At 68.3% G+C, this 21,010-nt stretch carries 27 protein-coding genes; 8 read left to right on the top strand and 19 right to left on the bottom strand.

Annotated features, from left to right (window positions below):
* Nucleotides 1-21 precede the first annotated feature (21 nt).
* Nucleotides 22-2,157, bottom strand: coding sequence for a TonB-dependent hemoglobin/transferrin/lactoferrin family receptor (locus tag PE061_RS09170; protein WP_271258783.1), 2,136 nt, complete (start codon nucleotides 2,155-2,157; stop codon nucleotides 22-24).
* Between the two features lie 162 nt (nucleotides 2,158-2,319).
* Here PE061_RS09170 and PE061_RS09165 point away from each other — a divergent pair, with 162 nt between their 5' ends.
* The 4 genes from PE061_RS09165 (at nucleotide 2,320) to PE061_RS09150 (ending at nucleotide 3,884) form a co-directional block, all read left to right on the top strand.
* Complete coding sequence (locus tag PE061_RS09165; RefSeq protein WP_271258782.1) at nucleotides 2,320-2,757, top strand: addiction module antidote protein; 438 nt, start codon at nucleotides 2,320-2,322, stop codon at nucleotides 2,755-2,757.
* A gap of 61 nt (nucleotides 2,758-2,818) precedes the next feature.
* Complete coding sequence (locus PE061_RS09160) at nucleotides 2,819-2,983, top strand: hypothetical protein (RefSeq protein ID WP_271258781.1); 165 nt, start codon at nucleotides 2,819-2,821, stop codon at nucleotides 2,981-2,983.
* A gap of 59 nt (nucleotides 2,984-3,042) precedes the next feature.
* The gene (locus PE061_RS09155; RefSeq protein WP_271258780.1) at nucleotides 3,043-3,207 is read left to right on the top strand and encodes a Flp family type IVb pilin; all 165 of its coding nucleotides are present in this window, start codon (nucleotides 3,043-3,045) and stop codon (nucleotides 3,205-3,207) included.
* A 59-nt stretch (nucleotides 3,208-3,266) separates the two neighbouring features.
* Complete coding sequence (locus PE061_RS09150; protein WP_271258779.1) at nucleotides 3,267-3,884, top strand: glutathione S-transferase family protein; 618 nt, start codon at nucleotides 3,267-3,269, stop codon at nucleotides 3,882-3,884.
* Between the two features lie 16 nt (nucleotides 3,885-3,900).
* Here PE061_RS09150 and PE061_RS09145 read toward each other — a convergent pair whose 3' ends face one another.
* Nucleotides 3,901-4,914 (bottom strand): inorganic phosphate transporter, encoded by a 1,014-nt coding sequence (locus PE061_RS09145; RefSeq protein WP_271258778.1) that lies wholly within the window; start codon nucleotides 4,912-4,914, stop codon nucleotides 3,901-3,903.
* Nucleotides 4,915-4,923: 9 nt separating this feature from the next.
* Nucleotides 4,924-6,030 carry a DUF47 family protein gene (locus tag PE061_RS09140; RefSeq protein WP_271258777.1) on the bottom strand — a complete coding sequence of 369 codons (1,107 nt, stop codon included), beginning with the start codon at nucleotides 6,028-6,030 and terminating at the stop codon, nucleotides 4,924-4,926.
* A gap of 188 nt (nucleotides 6,031-6,218) precedes the next feature.
* On the opposite strand from PE061_RS09140, the gene PE061_RS09135 reads away from it, so the two are divergent.
* The 3 genes from PE061_RS09135 to PE061_RS09125 all read left to right on the top strand — a co-directional run bounded on the left by PE061_RS09135 (nucleotide 6,219) and on the right by PE061_RS09125 (nucleotide 7,599).
* A complete protein-coding gene (locus tag PE061_RS09135) occupies nucleotides 6,219-6,587 on the top strand; it encodes an ArsR/SmtB family transcription factor (RefSeq protein WP_271258776.1) in 369 nt (122 codons plus the stop codon).
* Nucleotides 6,584-7,075 carry an SRPBCC family protein gene (locus PE061_RS09130; RefSeq protein ID WP_271258775.1) on the top strand — a complete coding sequence of 164 codons (492 nt, stop codon included), beginning with the start codon at nucleotides 6,584-6,586 and terminating at the stop codon, nucleotides 7,073-7,075. Before PE061_RS09135 ends, PE061_RS09130 begins: the two co-directional genes overlap by 4 nt.
* Before the next feature lie 104 nt (nucleotides 7,076-7,179).
* Nucleotides 7,180-7,599: a CHRD domain-containing protein gene (locus PE061_RS09125; protein WP_271258774.1), complete on the top strand. Its 420-nt coding sequence runs from the start codon at nucleotides 7,180-7,182 to the stop codon at nucleotides 7,597-7,599.
* A 19-nt stretch (nucleotides 7,600-7,618) separates the two neighbouring features.
* On the opposite strand, the gene yghU is transcribed toward PE061_RS09125, so the two are convergent.
* From yghU to PE061_RS09055, 14 genes are all read right to left on the bottom strand, one after another.
* Nucleotides 7,619-8,494: a glutathione-dependent disulfide-bond oxidoreductase gene (gene yghU / locus PE061_RS09120; RefSeq protein ID WP_271258773.1), complete on the bottom strand. Its 876-nt coding sequence runs from the start codon at nucleotides 8,492-8,494 to the stop codon at nucleotides 7,619-7,621.
* An 84-nt stretch (nucleotides 8,495-8,578) separates the two neighbouring features.
* Nucleotides 8,579-9,133, bottom strand: a complete 555-nt coding sequence (locus PE061_RS09115) for a cytochrome b (RefSeq protein WP_271258772.1) — start codon at nucleotides 9,131-9,133, stop codon at nucleotides 8,579-8,581.
* Between the two features lie 134 nt (nucleotides 9,134-9,267).
* Nucleotides 9,268-9,720: a PaaI family thioesterase gene (locus PE061_RS09110; protein WP_271258771.1), complete on the bottom strand. Its 453-nt coding sequence runs from the start codon at nucleotides 9,718-9,720 to the stop codon at nucleotides 9,268-9,270.
* A 154-nt stretch (nucleotides 9,721-9,874) separates the two neighbouring features.
* Complete coding sequence (locus tag PE061_RS09105; protein ID WP_271258770.1) at nucleotides 9,875-10,057, bottom strand: YegP family protein; 183 nt, start codon at nucleotides 10,055-10,057, stop codon at nucleotides 9,875-9,877.
* 65 nt (nucleotides 10,058-10,122) lie between these two features.
* Nucleotides 10,123-10,728 carry a heme exporter protein CcmB gene (locus tag PE061_RS09100; RefSeq protein WP_271258769.1) on the bottom strand — a complete coding sequence of 202 codons (606 nt, stop codon included), beginning with the start codon at nucleotides 10,726-10,728 and terminating at the stop codon, nucleotides 10,123-10,125.
* Nucleotides 10,725-11,282 carry a heme ABC exporter ATP-binding protein CcmA gene (gene ccmA / locus PE061_RS09095; protein WP_336297023.1) on the bottom strand — a complete coding sequence of 186 codons (558 nt, stop codon included), beginning with the start codon at nucleotides 11,280-11,282 and terminating at the stop codon, nucleotides 10,725-10,727. Before ccmA ends, PE061_RS09100 begins: the two co-directional genes overlap by 4 nt.
* A gap of 33 nt (nucleotides 11,283-11,315) precedes the next feature.
* On the bottom strand, nucleotides 11,316-11,795 hold the full coding sequence (locus tag PE061_RS09090) for a hypothetical protein (RefSeq protein ID WP_271258768.1): 480 nt from the start codon (nucleotides 11,793-11,795) through the stop codon (nucleotides 11,316-11,318).
* 124 nt (nucleotides 11,796-11,919) lie between these two features.
* A complete protein-coding gene (locus tag PE061_RS09085; protein ID WP_271258767.1) occupies nucleotides 11,920-13,995 on the bottom strand; it encodes a S9 family peptidase in 2,076 nt (691 codons plus the stop codon).
* A 73-nt stretch (nucleotides 13,996-14,068) separates the two neighbouring features.
* A complete protein-coding gene (locus PE061_RS09080) occupies nucleotides 14,069-14,350 on the bottom strand; it encodes a hypothetical protein (RefSeq protein ID WP_271258766.1) in 282 nt (93 codons plus the stop codon).
* 35 nt (nucleotides 14,351-14,385) lie between these two features.
* On the bottom strand, nucleotides 14,386-14,718 hold the full coding sequence (locus tag PE061_RS09075; protein ID WP_271258765.1) for a YegP family protein: 333 nt from the start codon (nucleotides 14,716-14,718) through the stop codon (nucleotides 14,386-14,388).
* Nucleotides 14,719-14,851: 133 nt separating this feature from the next.
* Nucleotides 14,852-15,112, bottom strand: coding sequence for a hypothetical protein (locus tag PE061_RS09070; protein WP_271258764.1), 261 nt, complete (start codon nucleotides 15,110-15,112; stop codon nucleotides 14,852-14,854).
* On the bottom strand, nucleotides 15,109-15,330 hold the full coding sequence (locus PE061_RS09065; protein WP_271258763.1) for a hypothetical protein: 222 nt from the start codon (nucleotides 15,328-15,330) through the stop codon (nucleotides 15,109-15,111). The genes PE061_RS09070 and PE061_RS09065 overlap by 4 nt, the downstream gene beginning before the upstream one ends.
* 30 nt (nucleotides 15,331-15,360) lie before the next feature.
* Complete coding sequence (locus PE061_RS09060; protein WP_271258762.1) at nucleotides 15,361-15,513, bottom strand: hypothetical protein; 153 nt, start codon at nucleotides 15,511-15,513, stop codon at nucleotides 15,361-15,363.
* Nucleotides 15,514-15,629: 116 nt separating this feature from the next.
* Nucleotides 15,630-15,836: a cold-shock protein gene (locus PE061_RS09055; protein ID WP_271258761.1), complete on the bottom strand. Its 207-nt coding sequence runs from the start codon at nucleotides 15,834-15,836 to the stop codon at nucleotides 15,630-15,632.
* Between the two features lie 433 nt (nucleotides 15,837-16,269).
* Here PE061_RS09055 and acnA point away from each other — a divergent pair, with 433 nt between their 5' ends.
* Nucleotides 16,270-18,951 (top strand): aconitate hydratase AcnA, encoded by a 2,682-nt coding sequence (acnA, locus tag PE061_RS09050; RefSeq protein WP_271258760.1) that lies wholly within the window; start codon nucleotides 16,270-16,272, stop codon nucleotides 18,949-18,951.
* A 30-nt stretch (nucleotides 18,952-18,981) separates the two neighbouring features.
* On the opposite strand, the gene PE061_RS09045 is transcribed toward acnA, so the two are convergent.
* Nucleotides 18,982-19,617, bottom strand: coding sequence for an HAD family hydrolase (locus PE061_RS09045; protein WP_271258759.1), 636 nt, complete (start codon nucleotides 19,615-19,617; stop codon nucleotides 18,982-18,984).
* 29 nt (nucleotides 19,618-19,646) lie between these two features.
* Nucleotides 19,647-20,948: a cystathionine gamma-synthase family protein gene (locus tag PE061_RS09040; protein ID WP_271258758.1), complete on the bottom strand. Its 1,302-nt coding sequence runs from the start codon at nucleotides 20,946-20,948 to the stop codon at nucleotides 19,647-19,649.
* Nucleotides 20,949-21,010: the final 62 nt, after the last annotated feature.

Genomic DNA, 21,010 nt, shown 5'->3' with positions numbered 1-21,010 from the left:
GTCCTTTTGGTCCCTCGTGTTCTAGAAGCGGAACGTCGCGGAGACGCTCGCGTTGCGCCCCGGCTGCGTGTAGGCGTCCTTGACCGCGGAGGTGTCGGCGACGCCGCGCACGTCGCTCCACCACGCGTACTTCTTGTCGGTGATGTTGAAGATGCCCGCGCGCAGCGTAATCGCCTCCCCGATCCGCACGAAGGCGGTCGCGTCGAGGATCAGGAAATCACCCGGCCGCCAGCAGGGGCCGCTGCATACGCCGATGCTGTCCCCGATCGATTTCTGCGCGCCGAACGTCGCGATCAGCTGCCCGCCGAAGCGCCCGTCCGTCTCGCGGTAGCCGACGCCCGCCACGACCTTCAGCGGGTCGATGGACTCCAGCGGCGATTTCGCGCCGGTCTCGTCGGTCACCGTGCCGTCGGCGTAGCTCACCGCGAGCGTGCCGGTGAAGCCGCCCTGCTTCACCTCCAGCTTCGCCTCGGCGCCGTTCACCTTCGCGGAATTGAGGTTCACGAACTGGTAGATGGCGGGATCGTCGGGAGTGAAGTTGCCGCTCACCCACTTCTGGATGATGAAATCGTCGAACTTCGCGTGGAACACGCTCGCCTCGAAGCGCACCGCATCCGTCACCACGCGCACGCCGCCCTCGATGCTCTCGCTCTTTTCAGGCCCCAGGTTCGGGTTCGGGATCGAGGTGTAGCCGGAGGCGAGGTTCGAGAAGAACTGGTTCACCTGGCCCGGTTCGGGCGCCTTGAAGCCGCGCCCGTAATTGCCGAACAGGCGCACCGCCTCGCCCAGCTTCACGACCGCGCCGAGCTTCGGCGAGAGGCGGGAATCGCTCTGTCCGGCGGCGGCGAAGCCCGGCAGCAGCGGGTCGTCCTCGGGCGAGAGCTTGTAGTGATCGAAGCGCAGCGCCGGGAACAGCGTCACCGTGCCGCCCGCGATGCTGATCTCGTCGCCCACGTAGAGTCCCGCGAGCACGTAGTCCGTCACCGGGAAGGCGCGCGTGGGGAAGGTCTCGCCGAACGGTGCGACGGTGCCGTCGCGCACGCCCTTCTGCCGCGTCTCGCTGACGTCGCCGCCGAAGACGAGGCGGTGGCCGAGCGCGCCGGTCGAGAAGCCCGCGTGGAGTTCCGCCGACGCACCGATCACCCGGTTGTCGAACGTGTTGAGCCGGGTGCGGTCCGCCGCGGGCGTGCGGTCCTCCTCGGTGTACTGGTGGTCCTCGGCGTCCTGCCAGTAGGCGCCGACGCGGGCGTAGTTGATCGCGCCTTCGCCCTGCCACGTCCAGTCGGCGGCGGCGCGGACGCGCTTGCCGGTGTCCCACGCCTCCAGCCGGTCGACCGTCGCGCTGATCCCCGAGAGCACGTTCGAATAAAGCGCGGTGTCGACGTACTCGCCGGTCAGGCGGACCGTGTGGCCGCCGCCCGGCTCCCACACCAGCCGGCCCAGCACGGCGTCGGACTCGCCGTCCTGCGGGTTCGGCGTCGTGCGCAGCGATCCCGTGCGGTCGTCGGCGCCCTTGTTGTCGAGGTCCTTGTAGTCGCGCCGCGTGTAGGCGACCATGCCCGACACCGTGCCGCCGCGCGCGGCGAGGATCGCCGTCTCGCTGAACTCCTCGTCGGCCGAGCTGTACGCGCCGCGCACCAGCCCGCCGACGCTCTGGCCTTCCTTCAGGATGTCCGAAGGGTTGCTCGTCACGAAGCTCACCGCGCCCGAAAGCCCGTCGCTGCCGTAGAGCGCCGAGGCGGGGCCGCGCAGGATCTCCACCGATTTCACGAGGCCGATGTCGACGTAGTCGCCGCGCCCGACACCCTGCGCGCCGAAGCTGAAGCCGTCGGGCACGCGCACGCCGTCCACCTGGATGAGCACGCGGTTGCCGCCGATGCCGCGGATGGTGAAGCCCTCGTTGCCGGCGCGGCCCGTCGTGCCGAGCGCGGCGCCGAAGCGCGCGGGCGCGCGGCGCACGGAAACGCCCGGCTCGAAGCGCACGAGGTCCTTGATGTCCGTCACCAGCTCGTCGGCGATGCGCTGCTCGTCGATCACCGTCACCACCGCCGGGGCGTCGTCGATGGAGATCGGGCTGCGCGTCGCCGTCACCGTGATCGTGCCGCTGTCGTCCAGCGCCGCCGCGTCATCCGCCGCAAGCGCCGCACCGGCTGTCATTCCATAGCAAAGAGCGGCCGCCAACGCGGCCCGCGAAGCTGAATTCACTGTCACCCCCAAACCAAATGCACCGTTGCTACTGCAACTGATTCTCATTAGATTTGATTCCCAACATATGTCAATGCGACGCATGTGCAAAGCCTGCCGACGAAGGGAGACCGAATGACGAACCCGCTCGAGGACCTGCTGCGAAAGCCCGATCTGCGCGATCTCGCGCGCACGCCGATGCACATGGTGATGGGCACGCGGCTGGTGGTGATCTGCCAGCGTGCCGGGCACGACCCGCGCGAGGCGCTCGCCGAGCGGCTGGGGAGCCCGCTCGCCGCCACGCGGCTCCTCGCCGCCGTGCAGATCGTCGGCGATCACTGGCCGGATTGTTTCCTGATCAGCCCGCCCTGCTGCCGGGGGCTCGGGCCCGACGAGATGGCGCTGTCGGCAATGACGGCGGCGGCCGCAGCAAACGACCGTCCGCGCTTCGATACCGCCTGCCGTGAAATGCTGGACGCGGAGGCGCGCGACGCCACCTACGCCGCGCTCAGCGCCTTCGCCCGCGCCCTGCCGCCGCGCGCCGCCGCGCCGGTCTGCGCGCGCCAGCCGTAGTTGTCAGCGGCTCACCTTCGGCCCTAAAATCGCGTTCGGGATCGTTGGGGGGAGAGTCGGAATGCAGGACTATGGGCAACCCGGTGGGCGCGCGGCTGCGCCGAAGCGGAGCAACACCCGCCGCCTCGTCGTCACCATCGTCATCATCGTCGTCGTCGCGGGCGTGCTCGGCTGGTTCGTCACCGACATCCTGCAGACCGCGACCGGCGCCATGAAGGGCCGGTAACGCTTCGGCAACCCGCGCGGCCGATACTTTTGCCGCAGAGCCGAAGGAGCATCTGGCCGATGCGCGTTTTCCACCGTCTTCTCGTCAGCCGCCGGGGCGCGACCGCAATCGAGTATGGGCTGATCGCGGCGCTGATCTCGCTTGCGGCGATCATCGCTTTCCAGATGCTCGGCCTGTCGCTGGTCGATGTCTTCACGGGCATCACCAACGCCATGACGCGCTGATCGACAGCTTCCATCGTTCCTGATATGTTCCTTCCATTCCGAGTCGAAGGGGAAGGACGATGACCGATCTGGTGCTCTACACGAACCCGATGTCGCGCGGCCGCATCGCGCGCTGGATGCTGGAGGAAACGGGTGCGCCTTACAGCACCGAGATCCTCGACTACGGCACCACGATGAAGGCGCCCGCGTATCTCGCGATCAACCCGATGGGCAAGGTCCCGGCCATCCGCCACGGCGACACCGTCGTCACCGAATGCGCCGCGATCTGCGCCTATCTCGCCGATGCCTTCCCGCAGGCGAACCTCGCGCCTGCGCCGAAGGACCGCGGCAGCTACTACCGCTGGCTGTTCTTCGCGGCGGGTCCGCTCGAAGCCGCGATCTCCGACCGTGCGCTCGGCGTCGAGGTGCCCGCCGACAAGCAGATGATGGTCGGCTACGGCACCTACGGCCACGTGATGGACACGCTGGAGAAGGCCGTCTCCGCCGCGCCCTACGTCGCGGGCGACAGCTTCACCGCTGCCGACGTCTATGTCGGCGCGCACGTCGCCTGGGGCCTCCAGTTCGGCACCATCGAGAAGCGCCCGGCGTTCGAGGCCTACTGGAAACGCCTCGAAACCCGCCCGGCGCAGATCCGCGCCAGCGCACTCGACGACGCGGACATGCCGAAGGAAGCTTAGCTCTCTTTCCCCAGCCCTAGAACAGCCGCGTGAGCATGTAGAAGATCGCGCCCACCGCCGCCGACGCGGGAATCGTGATCACCCACGCCATCACCACGTTCTGCGCGACGCCCCAGCGCACGGCGGAGGCGCGGCGGGCGGTGCCGGCGCCGATCACGCAGCCGGTGATCGTGTGCGTCGTCGAGACCGGGATGCCGAGCAGCGAGGCGGCGAACACCATCACCGATCCGCCCGCCGAGGCGCTGAAGCCCTGGTGCTGCGAGAGCTTGGTGATGCGCGAGCCCATCGTCTCGATGATCTTCCAGCCGCCCGAGAGCGTGCCGAGCGCGATGGCGACGTAACAGCTGATCGCCACCCAGTGCGGCACGTGGAATTCGCCCCGCAGATAGCCGGTCGAGTAGAGCAGCACGGTGATGATGCCCATCGTCTTCTGCGCGTCGTTGAGGCCGTGGCTGATCGAGTAGGCGGCGGACGAGGCGAGGTGCAGGTAGCGGAAGCCGCGCTCCGCCCCGCGCGCGGTCGCGTCCTTCATCAGCCAGCTCGTCAGCAGCATGATGAGCATGGAGAGGAACATGCCGAGCATCGGCGACAGCACGATGGCGATCAGCGTCTTGTTGAGCCCGCTCCACTCGATGCCGGACATGCCCGCGTGCGCGACGCCCGCGCCGACGAGGCCGCCGACGAGCGCATGGCTCGACGAGGACGGGATGCCCTTCAGCCACGTGACGACGTTCCAGAACATCGCGCCGATGAGCGCGCCGAACACCACGGCGGGCGTCACGAGGTCCTTGTCGATGAGGCCCTGCCCGATGGTCTCGGCGACCTTGTGCAGCGCCGGGAAGATGAGGCTGAGAAAGTATGCCGCGAAGTTGAACGCCGCCGCGAAGGCCACCGCCTGTACCGGCCCCAGCAGGCGCGTCGCGACCACGGTCGCGATCGAGTTCGCCGCATCATGGAGCCCGTTCAGGAAATCGAACGCCAGCGCGATGACGATGAGGCCGATGAGCAGCGGAAACGCGAGGTCGTGCATCGGGCGGCGTCAGGCGTGGTCGATGACGATGCCGTCGATCTCGTTCGCGACATCCTCCAGCGCGTCGACGATCCGCTCGAGGTGTTTGTAGATCTCGCGCGAGACGATGAAGCGCAGCGTGTCGCTCGCCCCGTACTCCTTGAACGCCTTCTTGACGCCGATCGCGTGGATCTCGTCGGCGTGGCCTTCCATGCGCACCAGCCGCTCGGTCAGCTCGTGGAGCCGCTGGCCGTTCCGCGCCACGTCGCGCAGCAGCGGCATCGCCTCTGCGGCAAGCCGCGCGCCGTCCACGATGATCGCGGTCATGTCGCGCATCTCCTGCTCGAACGTGCCGGCCTCGTAGAGCGAGATCGCCGCGACCGTCGCCTGCATCTCGTCGATGGCGTCGTCCATCGCGCCGATCAGGCTGGTGATCGCGCCGCGGTCGAACGGCGTCAGGAAGGTACGGCGCACGGTGTGCAGCACCTCGCGGATGATGTCGTCGGCGTCCTGCTCGCGCTCCATCACCTCGCGGATATGGTCCTCGGCGGACGACCCGTTCTCCAGCAGCCGCGCCAGCGCGTCCGCCGCGGCGACCACGGTCATCGCGTGCGCCTCGAACAGCTCGAAGAAGTTGCCGGTCTTGGGGAGCAGCCGCTGGAACCAGGCGAACATATTGGGAATCCTTGATTTCTGGGCAACGGCCGTCAGCATTCCGGTGCGGCGGGCGGCGGCCTTGAACTCGGAGGCGCCGAACGAGCGGATGAGATCGCGCAGGTCGCGCTCCTCCACAGCCTCGGCCGCCTCGGCGAGCGTGAACCAGCGGCGCTCGCGCTCGTCCTGCTCCTTCCAGTTCTCCAGCTCGCGCGTCACCGCGAGCGGGAAGACATCGACGTCGACCATCAGCGAGGCGCCGTTGCTGCGCCGCTTGCGGTAGCGGTAGGAGCCGAGCGGCGTCGGGCACACCGCGCCGCGCACGCCCGCCTCCTCCTCCGCCTCGCTGGCGGCGGCGGCGTGCGGCGCGAGTCCCTTGGTGACGTTGCCCTTGGGGATCACCCAGCGCCGGCTGCTCCGCGAGGTGACGAGCAGGATGCGCACGGGCGCGTCGATCGCGGCTCCCTCCGATCGATAGGGCAAGGCTGCGATCTGGCGAATGAAACGGTCCCCCGGCTGTGACAGCGCGCTTTGCGACAGTTTTGTGACGGTCTGATGACAGATTTATTGAGCCGCGCAAGTGCGCCGTCGCCGTTATTCAAAACTTAGGAATTGACCTAAGTATTTCGATACCCTATGCGCCCGCTTCCGGAAAGAAAAAGGAGCCGCGCATGATTCCCGCGACGCACAGCGCCCCGCCGCCACCGCCGCCCGCAATGATCGACGGCATCTTCCGCGCCCTGTCGGACCCGACGCGCCGCAGCGTGCTCGAACGGCTGAGCGCGAAGCCCGCCTCGGTCAGCGACCTCGCTGCTGGCTACCGGATGGCGCTGCCCTCGTTCGTCGCGCACCTGAGAGTGCTCGAGGGCGCGGGGCTGGTGCGCTCGAAAAAGGAAGGGCGGGTCCGGACCTATGAACTCGCCCCCGAACGGCTTCGGGTCGCCGAAGACTGGCTGGGCAGGCAGCGCACGATGTGGGAGCGCAGGCTGGACCGGCTCGATGCCTGGCTGCTGAAGATGAAGAAGGAGAGATCGGAATGACATCCCCCCTGTTCCAGTTCATCCCCGACCCCGCGCTCGACCTCGTCCTCGAACGCGAGATCGACGTTCCCGTTCAGCTCGTGTGGGAGGCGTGGACCAGCCCCGAAAGCATCAGGGAATGGTTCTGCCCGAAGCCGTGGTCGGTGAGTTCGTGCGAGATCGACCTGCGCCCCGGCGGCCGGTTCAACACGGTGATGCGCTCGCCCGAGGGCGAGGAGTTCCCGAACAGCGGCTGCTATCTCGAGATCGTGCCCAATGAGCGCCTCGTCTTCACGGACACGCTGCTCCCCGGCTTCCGTCCCGCGCCGAAGCCGTTCTTCACCGCCGCGCTGCTGCTGGAGCCGACCGCGACCGGCACGCGCTACACCGCCATCGCCATCCACGGCAACGAAGAGACGCGGAGGCAGCACGAGGAGATGGGCTTCCACGAGGGCTGGAACACCGTCGTCGACCAACTCGTCGCGCACATCAGGGCGTCGATGAATTAGGCGATCGGCGGAACCTGCGGACATCCGAATGCGTTTCGGCGAACGCCGGTTCGCCGCTCCCCGCAAGGACGGCGTTCCACGGCCCCATGAGGAGGAAAAACGCCATGCGCACGATCCTTGCGTTCCTGTCCGCAGCCGCCATCGCCGCACCGGCCGCCGCTGCGGAGCCCGTCACCATGCAGATCCATCTCACCGGCGCCGCCGAGGTTCCCGGCCCCGGCGACCCCGACGGCAAGGGCACCGCGAGCGTTACGCTCGACAGCACGAAGACCGAAATCTGCTACACGCTCGAAGTGAGCGGCATCGACACCGCGACGATGGCGCACATCCACAAGGGTGCGGCTGGCGTCGCCGGCCCGCCCGTGGTCACGCTCGATCCGCCCGCGACGGGCACGTCGAAAGGCTGCGCCGGAGCCGAGGCGGACGTGGTGGCGGCGCTGCTGGCGAAGCCGGCCGACTATTACGTCAACGTCCACAACGCGCCCCACCCGAAGGGCGCGCTGCGCGGCCAGCTCGGACACTGAGCGCCGGGGGGAGCGGCGGCTATTCCCCCGCCAGCTTGTCCGCGGTCTTCGTGTCGAAGTCGGCAGCGTCGTGGCGCTCGTGGAGCTGCTCCTCGAGCGGGCCGGTGCGGCGGTTCACCATCCGCCCGCGCCGCACGCCCGGCCGTGCGCCCACCTGCTTCGCCCAGCGCTGCACGTGCGCGTATTCGTGGACCGAAAGGAAGGTCGCGGACTCGCCGTAGAGTTCGCCGAGAACGGCGCCGCCGTACCACGGCCAGATCGCCATGTCGGCGATCGTGTAGTCCGGGCCCGCGACATATTCGGACTCCGCGAGGCGGCGGTTCAGCACGTCGAGCTGGCGCTTCGCCTCCATCGCATAGCGGTTGATCGCATATTCGATCTTCACCGGCGCATAGGCATAGAAGTGCCCGAAGCCGCCGCCGAGGAAGGGCGCGCTGCCCATCTGCCAGAACAGCCACGACAGCGTCTCCGCGCGCGCCGCGCCGGCCATGGGCAGGAACGCGCCGAACGTCTCGGCGAGATGGACGAGGATCGCGCCGCTTTCGAACACGCGCACGGCTTCCGCTCCGCTGCGGTCGACGAGCGCCGGGATCTTCGAGTTCGGGTTCACGTCGACGAACCCCGATCCGAACTGGTCGCCCTCCATGATGTTGATGAGCCACGCGTCGTACTCGGCGCCCGCGTGCCCCGCCGCCAGAAGCTCCTCCAGCAGGATCGTCACCTTCTGCCCGTTCGGCGTACCGAGCGAATAGAGCTGGAGCGGATGCCGCCCCACCGGCAGCACCTTCTCGTGCGTGGGGCCCGCCACCGGCCGGTTGATCGAGGCGAACTGCCCGCCGCTCTGCTGGTCCCAGGTCCACCCCTTCGGCGGCACGTAGTCGGCCGGTTCGCTCATCGCTCGTCTCCTTGCTTGGGAAAGCATAGGTAAGCGCGCGCCGCCCGGTTCGCCACTGCCGAAGCGTCCCTGCTCCGAAAACCCTCAGCCCCGGCCGGGCAGCATCCTCGCGAGCGTGTCGTCGCGCATCACGTAGTGGTGGAACAGCGCCGCCGCCGCGTGCAGGCCGATCAGGTAATAGCCCGCTTCGCCGACCGTTTCGTGGATTTCCTCGACCTGTTCGGCGAGCGCCTCGTCCGGGGACACGAGCGGCGGCAGTTCGAGTCCGAAGAACGGCACCGGCTCGCCGGCCGCGCTCAGGATCAACCACCCCGCGATCGGCATCCCGATCATGAAGGCGTAGAGCGCCACGTGCATCCCGTGCGCCAGCGCGGTCTGCCACACCGGCGGACGCGGCGAGATCGGCGGCATGCCGCCCGCGACGCGCGCGGCGATACGGAGGGCGACGAACGCGAGCACCGAAAGCCCCAGCATGAAATGCAGCGCCTTCACGAACTCGCGCGTCTCGCTTCCGCGCTCGAACAGCACGCGCATCTCGATCGTCGCGAACACCGCCGCCAGAAGCAGCAGCATCAGCCAATGCAGCGCGATCGTCGCCTTGCCGTAGCGCGCGCCTGCAACCGGTCCACCTGTCGCCATGTCCTCTCCCCCGTTCGATCCATCCACCGCCCGCCTGCTACCGCCTGCGCACTGACACTTCGCTGACGGCCGGAAGGCCCCGCGGGCCGGAAACGCAATAACGGGATTTCCGGGATGAGGCGAGCGGCGGAGGTTCAGTCGCTGATGCCGTTCCGCCCTTCGATCGCCATCAAGGTCGCCGTCAGGAATGCGATCAGCCTCGGCGGTCCTTCCTGCTCGGCGAACACCTCGGTCTGCGCGAGGGTGAGGGTCCGGCCGGCCTTGATCACCTTGCCGCGGGCAACGAAGCGGCTGCCGACCGCCGGGGCAAGGAGATTGATCTTGAATTCCGTGGTCAATACGCCCTTGCCGGGCGCCATCGTGCTCAGCGCTGCGTAGCCGGCCGCCGTATCGGCAATGGCGCTGATCGCGCCGGCATGGACAAAACCATGCTGCTGCGAAATCGCGGGGCTCGGGGGCAGGAAAATGTCCACGGCCCCGTGCGTGATGTCGCCGAGCGTCGCCCCCAGCGTGCTCATCAGCCCCTGTCTGGCGAAACTCGACCGGATACGCGCTTCGAGATTGCCGGGTTCATCGGACTTTCCCATATGACGCATTCGTCCCGCAAACTACGCGATCGCGACAAATCCTTTTATCGGCAGCGCCTGCAAAGGCGAAGACGATCAGGTCCGGGTCCGGCCGGGAGCCGAGCGCGACAAACGGTTTCGCACCTGCCGCGCCCCGGATGCCTTACAGGCTGGCTCAGCCGTCCGAGTTGTCGACCACGTCGGCGCCGGGGCCGTTCTTCTTGATGGAGTCGATGGCGTTCTTGGCACTCGCCTTGCTCGAATAGCCTTCGGTCCAGAAAATCTTCTCGGCGTTGTACTTGAAGGCGACGCGGTACTCGCCCGCCTTGTCCTTGGTGATCTCGAAAACGTGAGCCATGCCCGTTTCTCCTGCCCGTTGACAACGCTCAGCCTAGCCGGAAGCGCCTGATAGGCAAGCCCGATTCAGCCGTCGCCCTGCCGGAGCGCCGCCGCCGCGGCGAACGGCGCGAGCGCGGTGACGACGAGGCTCGACGCGGCGAGCAGGCGCAGTTCGCCCGCGCTCCCGAAGATGAGCACGGGCAGCGCCAGCGGCAGCACGATGAGCCCGGCGAGCGCTGGCCCGCCGCGCGCGCCCGCGACGAGCGCCGCCGCGACGAGGCCGAGCCCGGCGAGCGCGGGCGTGCCGAGCGCGAGGCCCGTCACCAGCGCAGGCACATCGGCGTTCAGCATCGCCCCGCCGAGCACCGCCGCGACGAGCAGCGCCGGCGCGAAGCCGAGCCAGTGCGCGGCGAGCCGCGCGGCCATGATCGTCTCGGGCGCGATGCCGCGCACGCGGAGTTGGTCCATCGTACCGTCGGCGACGTCCTCGGCGATCAGCGTCCCCACCGGCAGCAATGCCGCGAGCAGCGCCGCCACCCACAGGCTGCCCGCGCCGACGCGTTGCAGCAGCGCGGCATCGGGACCGATCGCGAACGCGGTCATGCTGGCGACCATCACGAAGAACACGAGCGGGATGAGGCCGCCCGCAGCGACATCCACGCCGCGCAGAACAAGACGCCAGAAGTTCACAGCGCCAGCTCCCGTGCGCCCGGCACGTCGGTCTCGCCGTGCGTCACCACGATCGCACCGCCGCCCGCCGAAAGATGCGCGCCGATCGCCGCCGAAAGCGCCTTCGTATTGGCCGCGTCGAGGCCCGTGCCCGGCTCGTCGAGCAGCCACAGCCTCGCGCCCGAGGCCATCACCCGCGCCAGCGCCGCGCGCCGTTTCTGCCCGGCCGAAAGCATCCTGACCGGCACGTCGCCGAGCGACTCCAGCCCCAGCGCGAACGCCGGTTCCGTCCCGTCCAGCCGCGCCCACCAGCCGAGTTCCTGCGCGAGCGTGCGCCCCGGCTTCAGGGCGTTCTCGTGCCCCAGCCACGCGATCCTCGCCGGGTGTTCGATACGCCCCGCCGCGGGTGCCAGCAGCCCGGCGAGACAGCGCAGCAGGCTGGATTTGCCGCTGCCGTTCGGCCCCGTCACGCGCAGCGCCTCTCCGGCGGCCACGGCCAGCGACAGCCCTTCGAACAGCAGCCGTCCGCCGCGCACGCAGGCGAGGTTTTCGGCGCGGATGAGCATGTCCCCCATGCGCCCCGACCTACCTGCTCGCGCCTGCGCGCGCTACTTCTTCTTGGGTTTTTCGGGCTGGGCGCGGACCGGCGACAGTTCGCGCAGCGCGCTCTCCACGCCCGGCACGGCAAGCGCCTGATAGGCGCATTCGCCCACCGTCCAGCCATAGGGCGTCTGCCTGAGCGCCGTCACCACGCGCGCGCCGGCGGGCGCGTCGATGCGCCCCCAGTCGTCGGTGTTCAGAATCTCGTGCCGGGTCCGCTTGCCGGGGCCGGGCCAGATGTCGATCGCTTCCGGTCCCTTGCCCTTCAGGTACTGGATCACCTCGACACGCTGGAACAGCGTGCCGTCGCCGCGCGGCAATTCGCGGACGATGCCGTCGATCACCAGCGCCTCGTTCGCGAACACGTATTTCGCGGCCTCGTCCGCGTCGCGCTGCACCAGGATCGGCAGCACGCAGCGCGCCGCCGCCGCCCCGCTGAATCCGGCCGCGGCCAGGAATGCCGCAGCAGCCAACCAACGCCTACGCATCACGACCCCTTTCGTTTTTCCCTTTGCGGACATGTACCACACGGGAGAGGTCGTTGCGATGCCGTATCGGTTCCGGCGGCCCGAATTCCCGATATGCCCCTGCCTGTTCGGCGCTTGGGCCTGTTCAGCGCTTGCCGAGCGTCTCGTCGAAGAACGCGGCCTGATCGCGCCAGAGCCGCTGCCATGCCGAGAAGCGGATCAGCCCGTGGGATTCGCCGGGCAGCAGCATGGTACGCACGTCGACGCCCTGCCGCCGCAGCTTCTGCGCGAGGTCGACGGTCTCGCGCACGTCGACGTTCATGTCGTTGTCGCCGCTGAACAGCAGCACGGGCGAGCGCCAGCCTTCCACCGCGCCGAGCGGCGAGGCGGCGAACGCCGCGGCCTTGTCCGCCTCGCCCACGCCGAAGAACTTGCTCGGGTTCAGGTGCCCCGGCACCGGCGAGGGCCAGCTCCAGTCGAACACGCCGTGGATGGCGACGCCCGCCGCGAACAGGTCGGAGCTCCGCGCCAGCGCCTGCCCGGTCAGCAGCCCGCCGTAGGAGCCGCCCCAGATGCCGATGCGTTTCGGGTCCACGTCGGCGCGCGCCGCAAGCCAGCGCCCCGCCCCCAGCACGTCGGCGTATTCGGAGGCCTTGCGCCATCCGCGCCCCGGCGCCTCGCGGAAGTCCCGCCCGTAGCCGACGCCCGAGCGGTAGTTGAGCGCGAGCACGACATAGCCCATCTCCGCGAGCCGCCGGTTCATCGCATAGTCGTTCGCGTAGTATCCGCTGAAGTGGAACGCCGGGAACATCTGCCGCGTCGGCCCGCCGTGCACGTAGACGAGCGCCGGGTGCGGCCCCTTGCCCTTGGGGAGGAACAGCTGCCCCGTCACGCTCTCCCCGTCCGCGGCGGTGAGGCGCACCTGCTGCGGCGCGGGCGCCGCGAAGCCGTAGCGATACCCGTAGTCGGCGGGCGTCTCCGCATAGGCGACCTTCGCGCTCGCGGCATCCACGATGCGCAGCATCGCCGACGCATCCGCCCCCGCGCCCGTCACCGCGACATGCCGCCCGTCGCCCGCCGCGCTCGCCAGCGCCAGCACCGCGTCCTTGCTCTCCACCGCCCGCTCGCGCCCGGTGGAAACCGTGATGAGCGAGGCCTGCCGCGTATCGAGATCGCGGCAGTTGTGGATGACGAACAGCGTGTCCGGCGCCGCAAGCTCGCTCTCCGCGACCTCGCACTTCTCGCCCGTCAGCGCCCGCACCTTGCCGCCCGAAAGGCTCGCCGCGTAGAGCCGCGCCCAGCCGTCCTCCTCGGCGCGGAACACCACGGTCCTGCTGTCGGACCAGCGCAGCAGCCCTTCGTCGTCGTCGGAGATGCGCGAGCCGCCGCGCGGCCCCGACGACCACAGCGTCCGCGTCTTGCCGCCGCTCGTCGCCACCGTCTCCACGGAGACCGGCTGGTTCTCGAGGTTGTCGTAGGTCACCGTGTGCTCGCGCCCCGGCCAGCGCAGGTAGGCGACCGTCCTGCCGTCGGGCGAGAGCACCGGGTGGCTGAGCCGGTCCGCGCCCGTCACCAGCCACTCCACGCGGTCGCTGCCAAGCGTGTAGCGGCCGAGGAACGACCATCCGCCCCGGTCCTGCACGAAGATCAGGCTCTTGCCGTCCGCCGTCCACACCGGCTGCGCGAAGGCCGCACCGCCGCGCACCAGCAGCTCCGGCTTCGGCGCCGCGGTGCCGGCATTCACCGCCCACAGGTCCGCCCCGCTGCGGTAGACGAGCCGCGACCCGTCCGGCGAGAAGTCCGGCCCGCTGCCCTCGCCGATCCTCACCGGCGCCGTCCCGCCCGCGGCGGAGACAAGCCACAGCGTCGCTTTCGGCGGCGTGATGAGGCTCGCCGGGTTGTATCCGCCCGCCGCGAAGCCCGTGGTGAAGGCGACCCACGCACCGTCCGGCGAGATCCGGATGCCGGTGATCGGCGTGCCGTCCACGTCGCTCTGCTCGAACAGCGCCGTGCGCTTGAAGCCCGGCCCGCGCGCCGCGAAGAGTCGCGTCCTGTCGCCCTGCTGCACGGTCCACGCGAAGGCAGGCACGCGCGCCGCGCTGATCTCCGTCGCCATCGGGAAGGCGAGAAACGCCGCGTCGTCCGCCGCGGAAGCGGCAGACGCCGCCATCAACGCCGCACAGGCAAGCACGAAACGGGAAACGAAAGACGACGCGCGCATGAACATGCCCTCCTGCTGATCGAAGGGCGCGGACGCGCGCGGCCATCACCGCGCAATTCTCCCTTCGGGCTCTTTATGTCCCGAATTTATCCGACTTGACCTGATTGGCAAACGCCTTCTCGGACCTGCCGAGGATCGCGCCGCCATCGTCGTCCCAGCGCATCAGGGAGAGTTTCATCGCGCGTGCGCGCAGGCGGCGGTCCGGGAAGTGGCGGTGGGGGTAGGCGTGGGTTTCGAGCGCGCGGCCGAGGCGGCGAACCTCCGTCTCGTATTTCTCGACCACGCGCGGCTCGCTCGCCGCATCGCGTCGCATGATGGCGATCTGCTCCTGCCGGAGAAGCTGGTTCAGGCCCATGAGGTTCCCTTCAGGCTGGCGGCGTCGTGCGCCGGTCAGGCGTATTGCACGGCGTCGCGAATTTTGGCGCCCGCAGCTCTGGAGCGCAGCATGTCGATGGCGGCGCGGCATTCGGCCTCGCCCCGATACCCGGAGGCCTGCGCCATGATCGCCCCGTTCGGCGCGCAGAAGCGCCAGCGCCAGTCCCCGCCGCAGTGTATGGCGGAGGTGAGACTTTTCTCTTCCCCGCGATAGATCTCGAAATAGCAGACCGGTGCGAGGTTCAGCTGCAGTTCCGAATAGCCGCTGTCGTCTATATCTTCCGGCGCCTGTTCCCTGCCCCTGAATGAGGACAGCGAAAGCGTTTCGCGTCTTACGTTTGAAAGCACACGATTTCTCCCGGATGTGCAAGCGGGGGCATGGTGTCTCTCAGTCACGAGATGCTTGCGGTCGGAAATCGGGTGATAAGGACGTCTAGCATATTTTCTGATTCGCGGCGAACGCCGAATCGGATCTTTGCCGTCAACGCGGTGTATTTCCGGATTTCTTCCGGTCGGCTTTGTGAATGCGGCCGAGCTCTTCCGCATCGACTTCGAAGGCATAGGCTTTCCCCCCGCGGCGCACGTAGAGGAAGGCGGAAACCGCTTTCTGAGGCGCGTCCTCTCCGGGGGTGAAATCCGTGTCCACCTCCACCTGATATTCGCCCGCGGGCAGCGTGCCGTCGACTCCGCCTATGGTGAAGGCGTTGGTGAAGGCCAGCGTCCGGCGTTCGGTCGCCTTCATTTTCCGGCGGCGGCAAGCTCGCGTTCCGCGTCGCGGGCGAGCTTGGCGGCGCGCACCTTCTCGCCCTCCAGCAGGTTCCTGGTGTGCTGCCCTGCAAGCTCGATCCAGCGATCGCGCGCAAGGATCGCCTGCTTCCGCACGTTCATGAGCACGGCCTCGGCGATGGCGCGTTGGGCCTCCGCGATCCGTTCCTCGTAGAATGCCGTCTGGTCTTTCACGCGAAGGCTCTTTCGTTCAGGGACCGGCGATCAGCCGATCAGGTCGTAGACGATCTGCCGCAGCTGCTGGCGCGTGAGCCCGCCGGGCTCGCGCCGGGCGCCCGTCGGGGGCGCGGTATTCGGCATAGGCGAAAGTGTGCGGCGCGCCGGGTGCCGGCGTCCGTTGTTCAGTGTCGTTTGCATGTCTGTCATTTTCTTGGCCGCCGGTCCGGCGGCATATTCCGGTGAAGCGCTTTCGCTTCAGATCTTTGGGCGGCCCGGCGAACCTCGCCGGGCCTTCCGAACCGTGATCGGACGTGTCAGGCCGATTTCAGGCTGACCGCACTCGTGCGGCCGCGCTGGTCGCGCTCCAGCTCGTAGCTGACGCGCTGGTCCTTATCGAGCGTCTCCATGCCCGCCATCTGCACGGCGGTGATGTGGACGAACGCGTCTTCGCCCGCGCCTTCCGGCGCGATGAAGCCATAGCCCTTCTGGGCGTTGAAGAATTTTACGGTGCCGATAGGCATATCTTGTCTCAGTATTCTGGTCGTGATCGTACCCGCGCGCCACATGGCGGCGGGTGCCGAGAGGCTGGGAGTTCTGAAAAGGGGAGCCGGAGCGCCGCAATCCGTCGCGCGCAACGTCAGCCTCACCCATATAGGGCATATGGGGTTAATTTACAATGTCGGGGCCGGGATCGGCCCACGCGCCTCCACGCCCGTCGCAGTCCACTCCGGCCAGCCCGGCGCGCCGACCATCTCGCGATGCCTGCCGGACGCAAATAACCGGCACACCCCCTTGACCGTTTCCAGTCAACATTTTGACAAGCCCGCCTGCGACTTTCGTCCCCTTCCCAACCCGGCTCCCCTTCGTTAAAGCAGCCGCGACTCCGGCGGTTGCTGCGCTGCAATAGGCGCGTGCCGGCCGGGCCCGAACGGCAAAGACAAGGGGATCGTGAAGATGACCGCCACCGGACGCGACAGCCTGAACACCCGCCGCACGCTGAATGTCGGCGGCCGCGAATTCGCTTATTATTCGATCCCCGCCGCCGCCGAGCGCTTCGGCGACTTCTCGGCTTTGCCCTTCTCCATGAAGGTGCTGCTCGAGAACATGCTCCGCTTCGAGGACGGCGACACCGTCACCGAGGGCGACGTCGAGGCGTTCCGTTCCTTCCTGAACGCCAACCTCGGCGAGCGCGAGATCCAGTATCGCCCGGCGCGTGTGCTGATGCAGGATTTCACCGGCGTTCCCGCCGTCGTCGACCTCGCCGCCATGCGCGACGCGATGGCGAAGCTGGGCGCGGACGCGGAGAAGATCAACCCGCTCGTCCCCGTCGATCTCGTCATCGACCACTCGGTGATGGTGGACGAGTTCGGCAACCCCAAGGCCTTCGAGCAGAACGTCGCGCTCGAATACGAGCGCAACATGGAGCGCTACAAGTTCCTGAAATGGGGCGCGCAGGCGTTCCGCAACTTCCGCGTCGTGCCGCCGGGAACGGGCATCTGCCACCAGGTGAACCTCGAATATCTCGCGCAGGCCGTGTGGACCTCCGAGGACGCGAGCGGCGCGACCGTCGCCTATCCGGACACGCTCGTCGGTACCGACTCGCACACCACGATGGTGAACGGCCTCGGCGTGCTCGGCTGGGGCGTCGGCGGCATCGAGGCGGAGGCCGCCATGCTCGGCCAGCCCGTCTCCATGCTCATCCCGGAGGTCGTCGGCTTCAAGCTCACCGGCCGTCTGCCGGAGGGCATCACCGCCACCGATCTCGTGCTCACCGTCACGCAGATGCTGCGCGCGAAGGGCGTCGTCGGCCGCTTCGTGGAGTTCTACGGCCCCGGCCTCGATGCACTGACGCTCGCCGACCGCGCCACGATCGCCAACATGGCGCCCGAATACGGCGCGACCTGCGGCTTCTTCCCGATCGACGCCGAGACGATCCGCTACATGAAGTTCACCGGCCGCGAGGACTGGCGCTGCGAGATGGTGGAGGCCTATGCGAAGGCGCAGGGTATGTGGCGCGACGCCGCCACGCCCGATCCCGTGTTCACAGACACGCTCGCGCTCGACCTCTCGGAAGTGCGCCCGAGCCTCGCCGGCCCGCGCCGCCCGCAGGACCGCGTGCTCCTCGAGGATCTCGCCGCCGGTTTCGAGGCCGAGCTGGGCAGCAGCTTCAAGGTGGCGAATGCCGCTAAGCGCGTGCCCGTTGAAGGCGCGAACTACGACATCGGCCACGGCGACGTGGTGATCGCCGCCATCACGAGTTGCACCAACACCTCGAACCCGGACGTGCTCGTCGCCGCCGGTCTCGTGGCGAAGAGGGCGCGCGCCAAGGGCCTCGACCGCAAGCCGTGGGTGAAGACCTCGCTGGCGCCCGGAAGCCAGGTCGTCACCGATTATCTCGTGAAGTCGGGGCTCCAGTCCGATCTCGACGCCATCGGCTTCGATCTCGTCGGCTACGGCTGCACCACCTGCATCGGCAACTCGGGGCCGCTGCCCGCGCCGATCTCCAAGGCGGTGAACGACGGCGACATCGTCGCCGCGTCGGTGCTTTCCGGCAACCGCAACTTCGAGGGCCGCGTCTCGCCGGACGTGCGCGCCAACTATCTCGCCTCGCCGCCGCTCGTCGTCGCCTATGCGCTCGCGGGCACGGTGCGGAAGAACCTCGCCGTCGAGCCGATCGGCACGGGGTCGGACGGCCAGCCTGTGTACCTCAAGGACATCTGGCCGACCAATCACGAGGTCCGCTCCACCGTCGAGGCCTCGCTCGATGCGGACATGTTCAAGGCGCGCTACGCGCACGTCTTCAAGGGCGACGCGCGCTGGCAGGCCATCGACGTCACCGGCGGGCGCACCTACAGCTTCTCGTCGGTGTCCACCTACGTGCAGAATCCGCCCTATTTCGAGGGTCTCACGATGACGCCGAAGCCGCTCACGGACATCGTGAACGCGCGCGCGCTCGCCGTGTTCGGCGACTCGATCACCACCGACCACATCTCGCCCGCGGGCAGCATCAAGGCCGATTCCCCGGCCGGCACCTACCTCACCGAGCATCAGGTCAGCCGCGCCGACTTCAACTCCTACGGCTCGCGCCGCGGCAACCACGAAGTCATGATGCGCGGCACCTTCGCGAACATCCGCATCAAGAACAGGATGCTCCCCGGCGTCGAGGGCGGCGTCACCAAGCACGTCCCGACCGGCGAGCAGCTCGCGATCTATGACGCGGCGATGCGCTACAAGGACGAAGGCACGCCGCTCGTCGTCATCGCGGGCAAGGAATACGGCACCGGCTCCTCGCGCGACTGGGCCGCGAAGGGCACGACGCTGCTCGGCGTGCGCGCCGTCGTCGCGGAGAGCTACGAGCGCATCCACCGCTCGAACCTCGTCGGCATGGGCGTGCTGCCGCTCCAGTTCCAGGGCAGCGACAACGCGGAAACGCTCGGCCTCACCGGCGACGAGCTGTTCAGCATCGACGGCGTCGCGGACCTCAAGCCGCGTCAGGACGTGACGGTGAACTTCACGCGCGCGGACGGTTCCACCGGTTCGTTCGTCGCGCGCTGCCGCATCGACACCAACAACGAGCTGGAATACTTCCGGAGCGGCGGCATCCTGCACTACGTGCTCAGGAACCTCGCCGCCTGAGGACACGGGAGGGCGGGTTTCAGGCCCGCCCTACTCCCATTCGATCACCTGCCAGCCGCGCGCCGCCGCCAGCGCGCGCAGCTTCGGCGTCGGGTTGATCGCGAAGCCCTCGTCCGCCCATTCGAACATCGGCGCGTCGCTGTGGTGGTCCGAAAAGAAGCGGACGTGCAGCCCTTCGCGCGGCGGTAGCGCCTCAGCCACCATGTCGCGCTTCGCGCCGTCGTAGCAGTTCTCGCCGTCCAGCCTCGCCAGCACCGCGCCCGACGCGTCGCGCCGCGACTTCGTGCCGACGATCTGCTCCACGCCCAGCCGCGCCGCGATGGCGTGGACGTAGAAGGTGTAGGAGGCTGTCGCGATCACCACGATCCGCCCTTCCGCCTTCTCCGCGTCGATCCGCGCCTGCGCGCCCCGAAACGTGCGCCCCGGCACCATCCGGCGCGCGAAGCCCTCGGCGCGCGGCGCGATCCGTTCCATCGGCACGCGCCGTCCCATCAGCAGCCGGTGGTTGATCTCCTTCAGCCGCCCCCGGCTGACCAGCCCCGCGACATAGGCCGCGCCCGCCAGCAGCGACAGCGGCAGGAACAGCAGCCGCCACGGTGCCTCGTGCCACGCCCAGTAGACCAGCCAGGGCGAATAGGACCCGCCCCGGGTGATCGTCCTGTCCATGTCGAAAACGGAATACTGTATTAGCTTACTCAAACAGCCTCCAGCGCTTGCCTGAAGTCTGCGATAAGATCGTCAACATATTCAACGCCGATCGACACCCGAACCAGATTGTCACTGATCCCCAGCTCCGCCTTGCGGGCATCGGGCACCGACAGATGCGTCATCGCCGCCGGATGGCTCGCAAGGCTTTCAGTGCCGCCGAGCGAGACGGCGAGTTTCACCAGCTTCAGATTGTCGAGCAGCCGGAACGCCTCCGCCTCGCCGCCCTTCACGATCACCGAGAAGGTCGAGCCGGAGCCGGTGCAGTGCCGGTCGTAGATGTCCCGCTGCGCGCTGCCGGGTTCGAGGAAGCCGAGATAGCCGACACGCTCGATCTTCGGATGATCGCGCAGAAACGCGCAGAGCGTCCGCGCGTTCGCTTCCGCCCGCTCCATGCGAAGCTGCACCGTTTCAAGGCTGCGCAGCAGCATCCACGAGGTATGCGGATCGGTGATCGTGCCAATGGTGTTGCGCAGCGCAAGAACGGGCGCGAGCACGGCCCTTCCGCCGATGCAGGCCCCGCCCACGAGGTCGGAATGGCCGCCCACGTACTTGGTGAGCGAGTAGAGCGAGATGTCCGCGCCGTGCCGTGTCGGTGCCTGGAAGACGGGGCCGAGGAAGGTGTTGTCGCACATGATGACGGGCTTCTCGTCCTCCGCGAACACCGCGTCGCGCGCGGCGGCCATGGCCTCGATGTCGACGAGATCGTTCGTCGGGTTCGCCGGGCTTTCGAGATAGATCACGGAGACGCGCCCCTTGGCTCTCGCCGCGCGCAGCGTCGCCTCGATCCCCTCCCGGCCGGCAGACGCGCGAAAATCCATCCAGCCGACCGAGAACTTGCCGATCACGGCGTCGATCAGCTTTTCGGTCGCAGCATAGAGCGGCGCCGAGTGCACGATGACATCGCCGGGCTGCACATAGGCCATCAACGCCGTGGTGATGGCCGACATGCCGGTCGAGAAGACCAGCGCATCCTCCGCCCCTTCCCAGAGCGCCAGCCGGTCCTCGAGGATTTCCTGATCCGGGCCGTTGAAGCGACCGTAGACGAGGCCTTCGGCGCCGCCGGGTCGGCGCCCGATGATGCCTTCGAAGAACCGCTTGCCATCCGCCGCGCTTTCGAAAACGTAGGTGGAGGTCAGGAAGATCGGCGGCTTCAGCGCGCCTTCGGAAAGCGCGGGATCATAGCCGTAGCCCATCATCAGCGTTGAAGGATGGAGCGGACGTCCGCCAAGCTCCAGCGACTGCGGCTTCATCGCGCGGCGACGCGCCGGCGGCGTTTCTGCGTCTGTCATGTTTCCAGCCTACGCTTCCGGACACCGACCCGCAACGCATACGCGCGCCGCCGGGCAGGCCG

The sequence above is a fragment of the Sphingosinicella microcystinivorans genome, from assembly GCF_027941835.1.
Classification (GTDB): Bacteria; Pseudomonadota; Alphaproteobacteria; order Sphingomonadales; family Sphingomonadaceae; genus Sphingosinicella.
This window is presented reverse-complemented; position numbering and strand designations above follow the sequence as displayed.

What these genes read in the sequence shown, in the direction of transcription:
- PE061_RS09130 (WP_271258775.1), top strand. Translation starts at nt 6,584, where the DNA reads ATGACATCCCCCCTGTTCCAGTTCATCCCCGACCCCGCGCTCGACCTC.
- PE061_RS09060 (WP_271258762.1), bottom strand. Translation starts at nt 15,513, where the DNA reads ATGCAAACGACACTGAACAACGGACGCCGGCACCCGGCGCGCCGCACA.
- PE061_RS09070 (WP_271258764.1), bottom strand. Translation starts at nt 15,112, where the DNA reads ATGAAGGCGACCGAACGCCGGACGCTGGCCTTCACCAACGCCTTCACC.
- PE061_RS09040 (WP_271258758.1), bottom strand. Translation starts at nt 20,948, where the DNA reads ATGACAGACGCAGAAACGCCGCCGGCGCGTCGCCGCGCGATGAAGCCG.
- PE061_RS09165 (WP_271258782.1), top strand. Translation starts at nt 2,320, where the DNA reads ATGACGAACCCGCTCGAGGACCTGCTGCGAAAGCCCGATCTGCGCGAT.
- PE061_RS09160 (WP_271258781.1), top strand. Translation starts at nt 2,819, where the DNA reads ATGCAGGACTATGGGCAACCCGGTGGGCGCGCGGCTGCGCCGAAGCGG.
- PE061_RS09080 (WP_271258766.1), bottom strand. Translation starts at nt 14,350, where the DNA reads ATGGGCCTGAACCAGCTTCTCCGGCAGGAGCAGATCGCCATCATGCGA.
- PE061_RS09145 (WP_271258778.1), bottom strand. Translation starts at nt 4,914, where the DNA reads ATGCACGACCTCGCGTTTCCGCTGCTCATCGGCCTCATCGTCATCGCG.
- PE061_RS09090 (WP_271258768.1), bottom strand. Translation starts at nt 11,795, where the DNA reads ATGCGTAGGCGTTGGTTGGCTGCTGCGGCATTCCTGGCCGCGGCCGGA.
- PE061_RS09125 (WP_271258774.1), top strand. Translation starts at nt 7,180, where the DNA reads ATGCGCACGATCCTTGCGTTCCTGTCCGCAGCCGCCATCGCCGCACCG.
- acnA (WP_271258760.1), top strand. Translation starts at nt 16,270, where the DNA reads ATGACCGCCACCGGACGCGACAGCCTGAACACCCGCCGCACGCTGAAT.
- PE061_RS09045 (WP_271258759.1), bottom strand. Translation starts at nt 19,617, where the DNA reads ATGGACAGGACGATCACCCGGGGCGGGTCCTATTCGCCCTGGCTGGTC.
- PE061_RS09155 (WP_271258780.1), top strand. Translation starts at nt 3,043, where the DNA reads ATGCGCGTTTTCCACCGTCTTCTCGTCAGCCGCCGGGGCGCGACCGCA.
- PE061_RS09105 (WP_271258770.1), bottom strand. Translation starts at nt 10,057, where the DNA reads ATGGCTCACGTTTTCGAGATCACCAAGGACAAGGCGGGCGAGTACCGC.
- ccmA (WP_336297023.1), bottom strand. Translation starts at nt 11,282, where the DNA reads ATGGGGGACATGCTCATCCGCGCCGAAAACCTCGCCTGCGTGCGCGGC.
- PE061_RS09115 (WP_271258772.1), bottom strand. Translation starts at nt 9,133, where the DNA reads ATGGCGACAGGTGGACCGGTTGCAGGCGCGCGCTACGGCAAGGCGACG.
- PE061_RS09170 (WP_271258783.1), bottom strand. Translation starts at nt 2,157, where the DNA reads ATGACAGCCGGTGCGGCGCTTGCGGCGGATGACGCGGCGGCGCTGGAC.
- PE061_RS09135 (WP_271258776.1), top strand. Translation starts at nt 6,219, where the DNA reads ATGATTCCCGCGACGCACAGCGCCCCGCCGCCACCGCCGCCCGCAATG.
- PE061_RS09055 (WP_271258761.1), bottom strand. Translation starts at nt 15,836, where the DNA reads ATGCCTATCGGCACCGTAAAATTCTTCAACGCCCAGAAGGGCTATGGC.
- PE061_RS09085 (WP_271258767.1), bottom strand. Translation starts at nt 13,995, where the DNA reads ATGCGCGCGTCGTCTTTCGTTTCCCGTTTCGTGCTTGCCTGTGCGGCG.
- PE061_RS09110 (WP_271258771.1), bottom strand. Translation starts at nt 9,720, where the DNA reads ATGGGAAAGTCCGATGAACCCGGCAATCTCGAAGCGCGTATCCGGTCG.
- PE061_RS09150 (WP_271258779.1), top strand. Translation starts at nt 3,267, where the DNA reads ATGACCGATCTGGTGCTCTACACGAACCCGATGTCGCGCGGCCGCATC.
- yghU (WP_271258773.1), bottom strand. Translation starts at nt 8,494, where the DNA reads ATGAGCGAACCGGCCGACTACGTGCCGCCGAAGGGGTGGACCTGGGAC.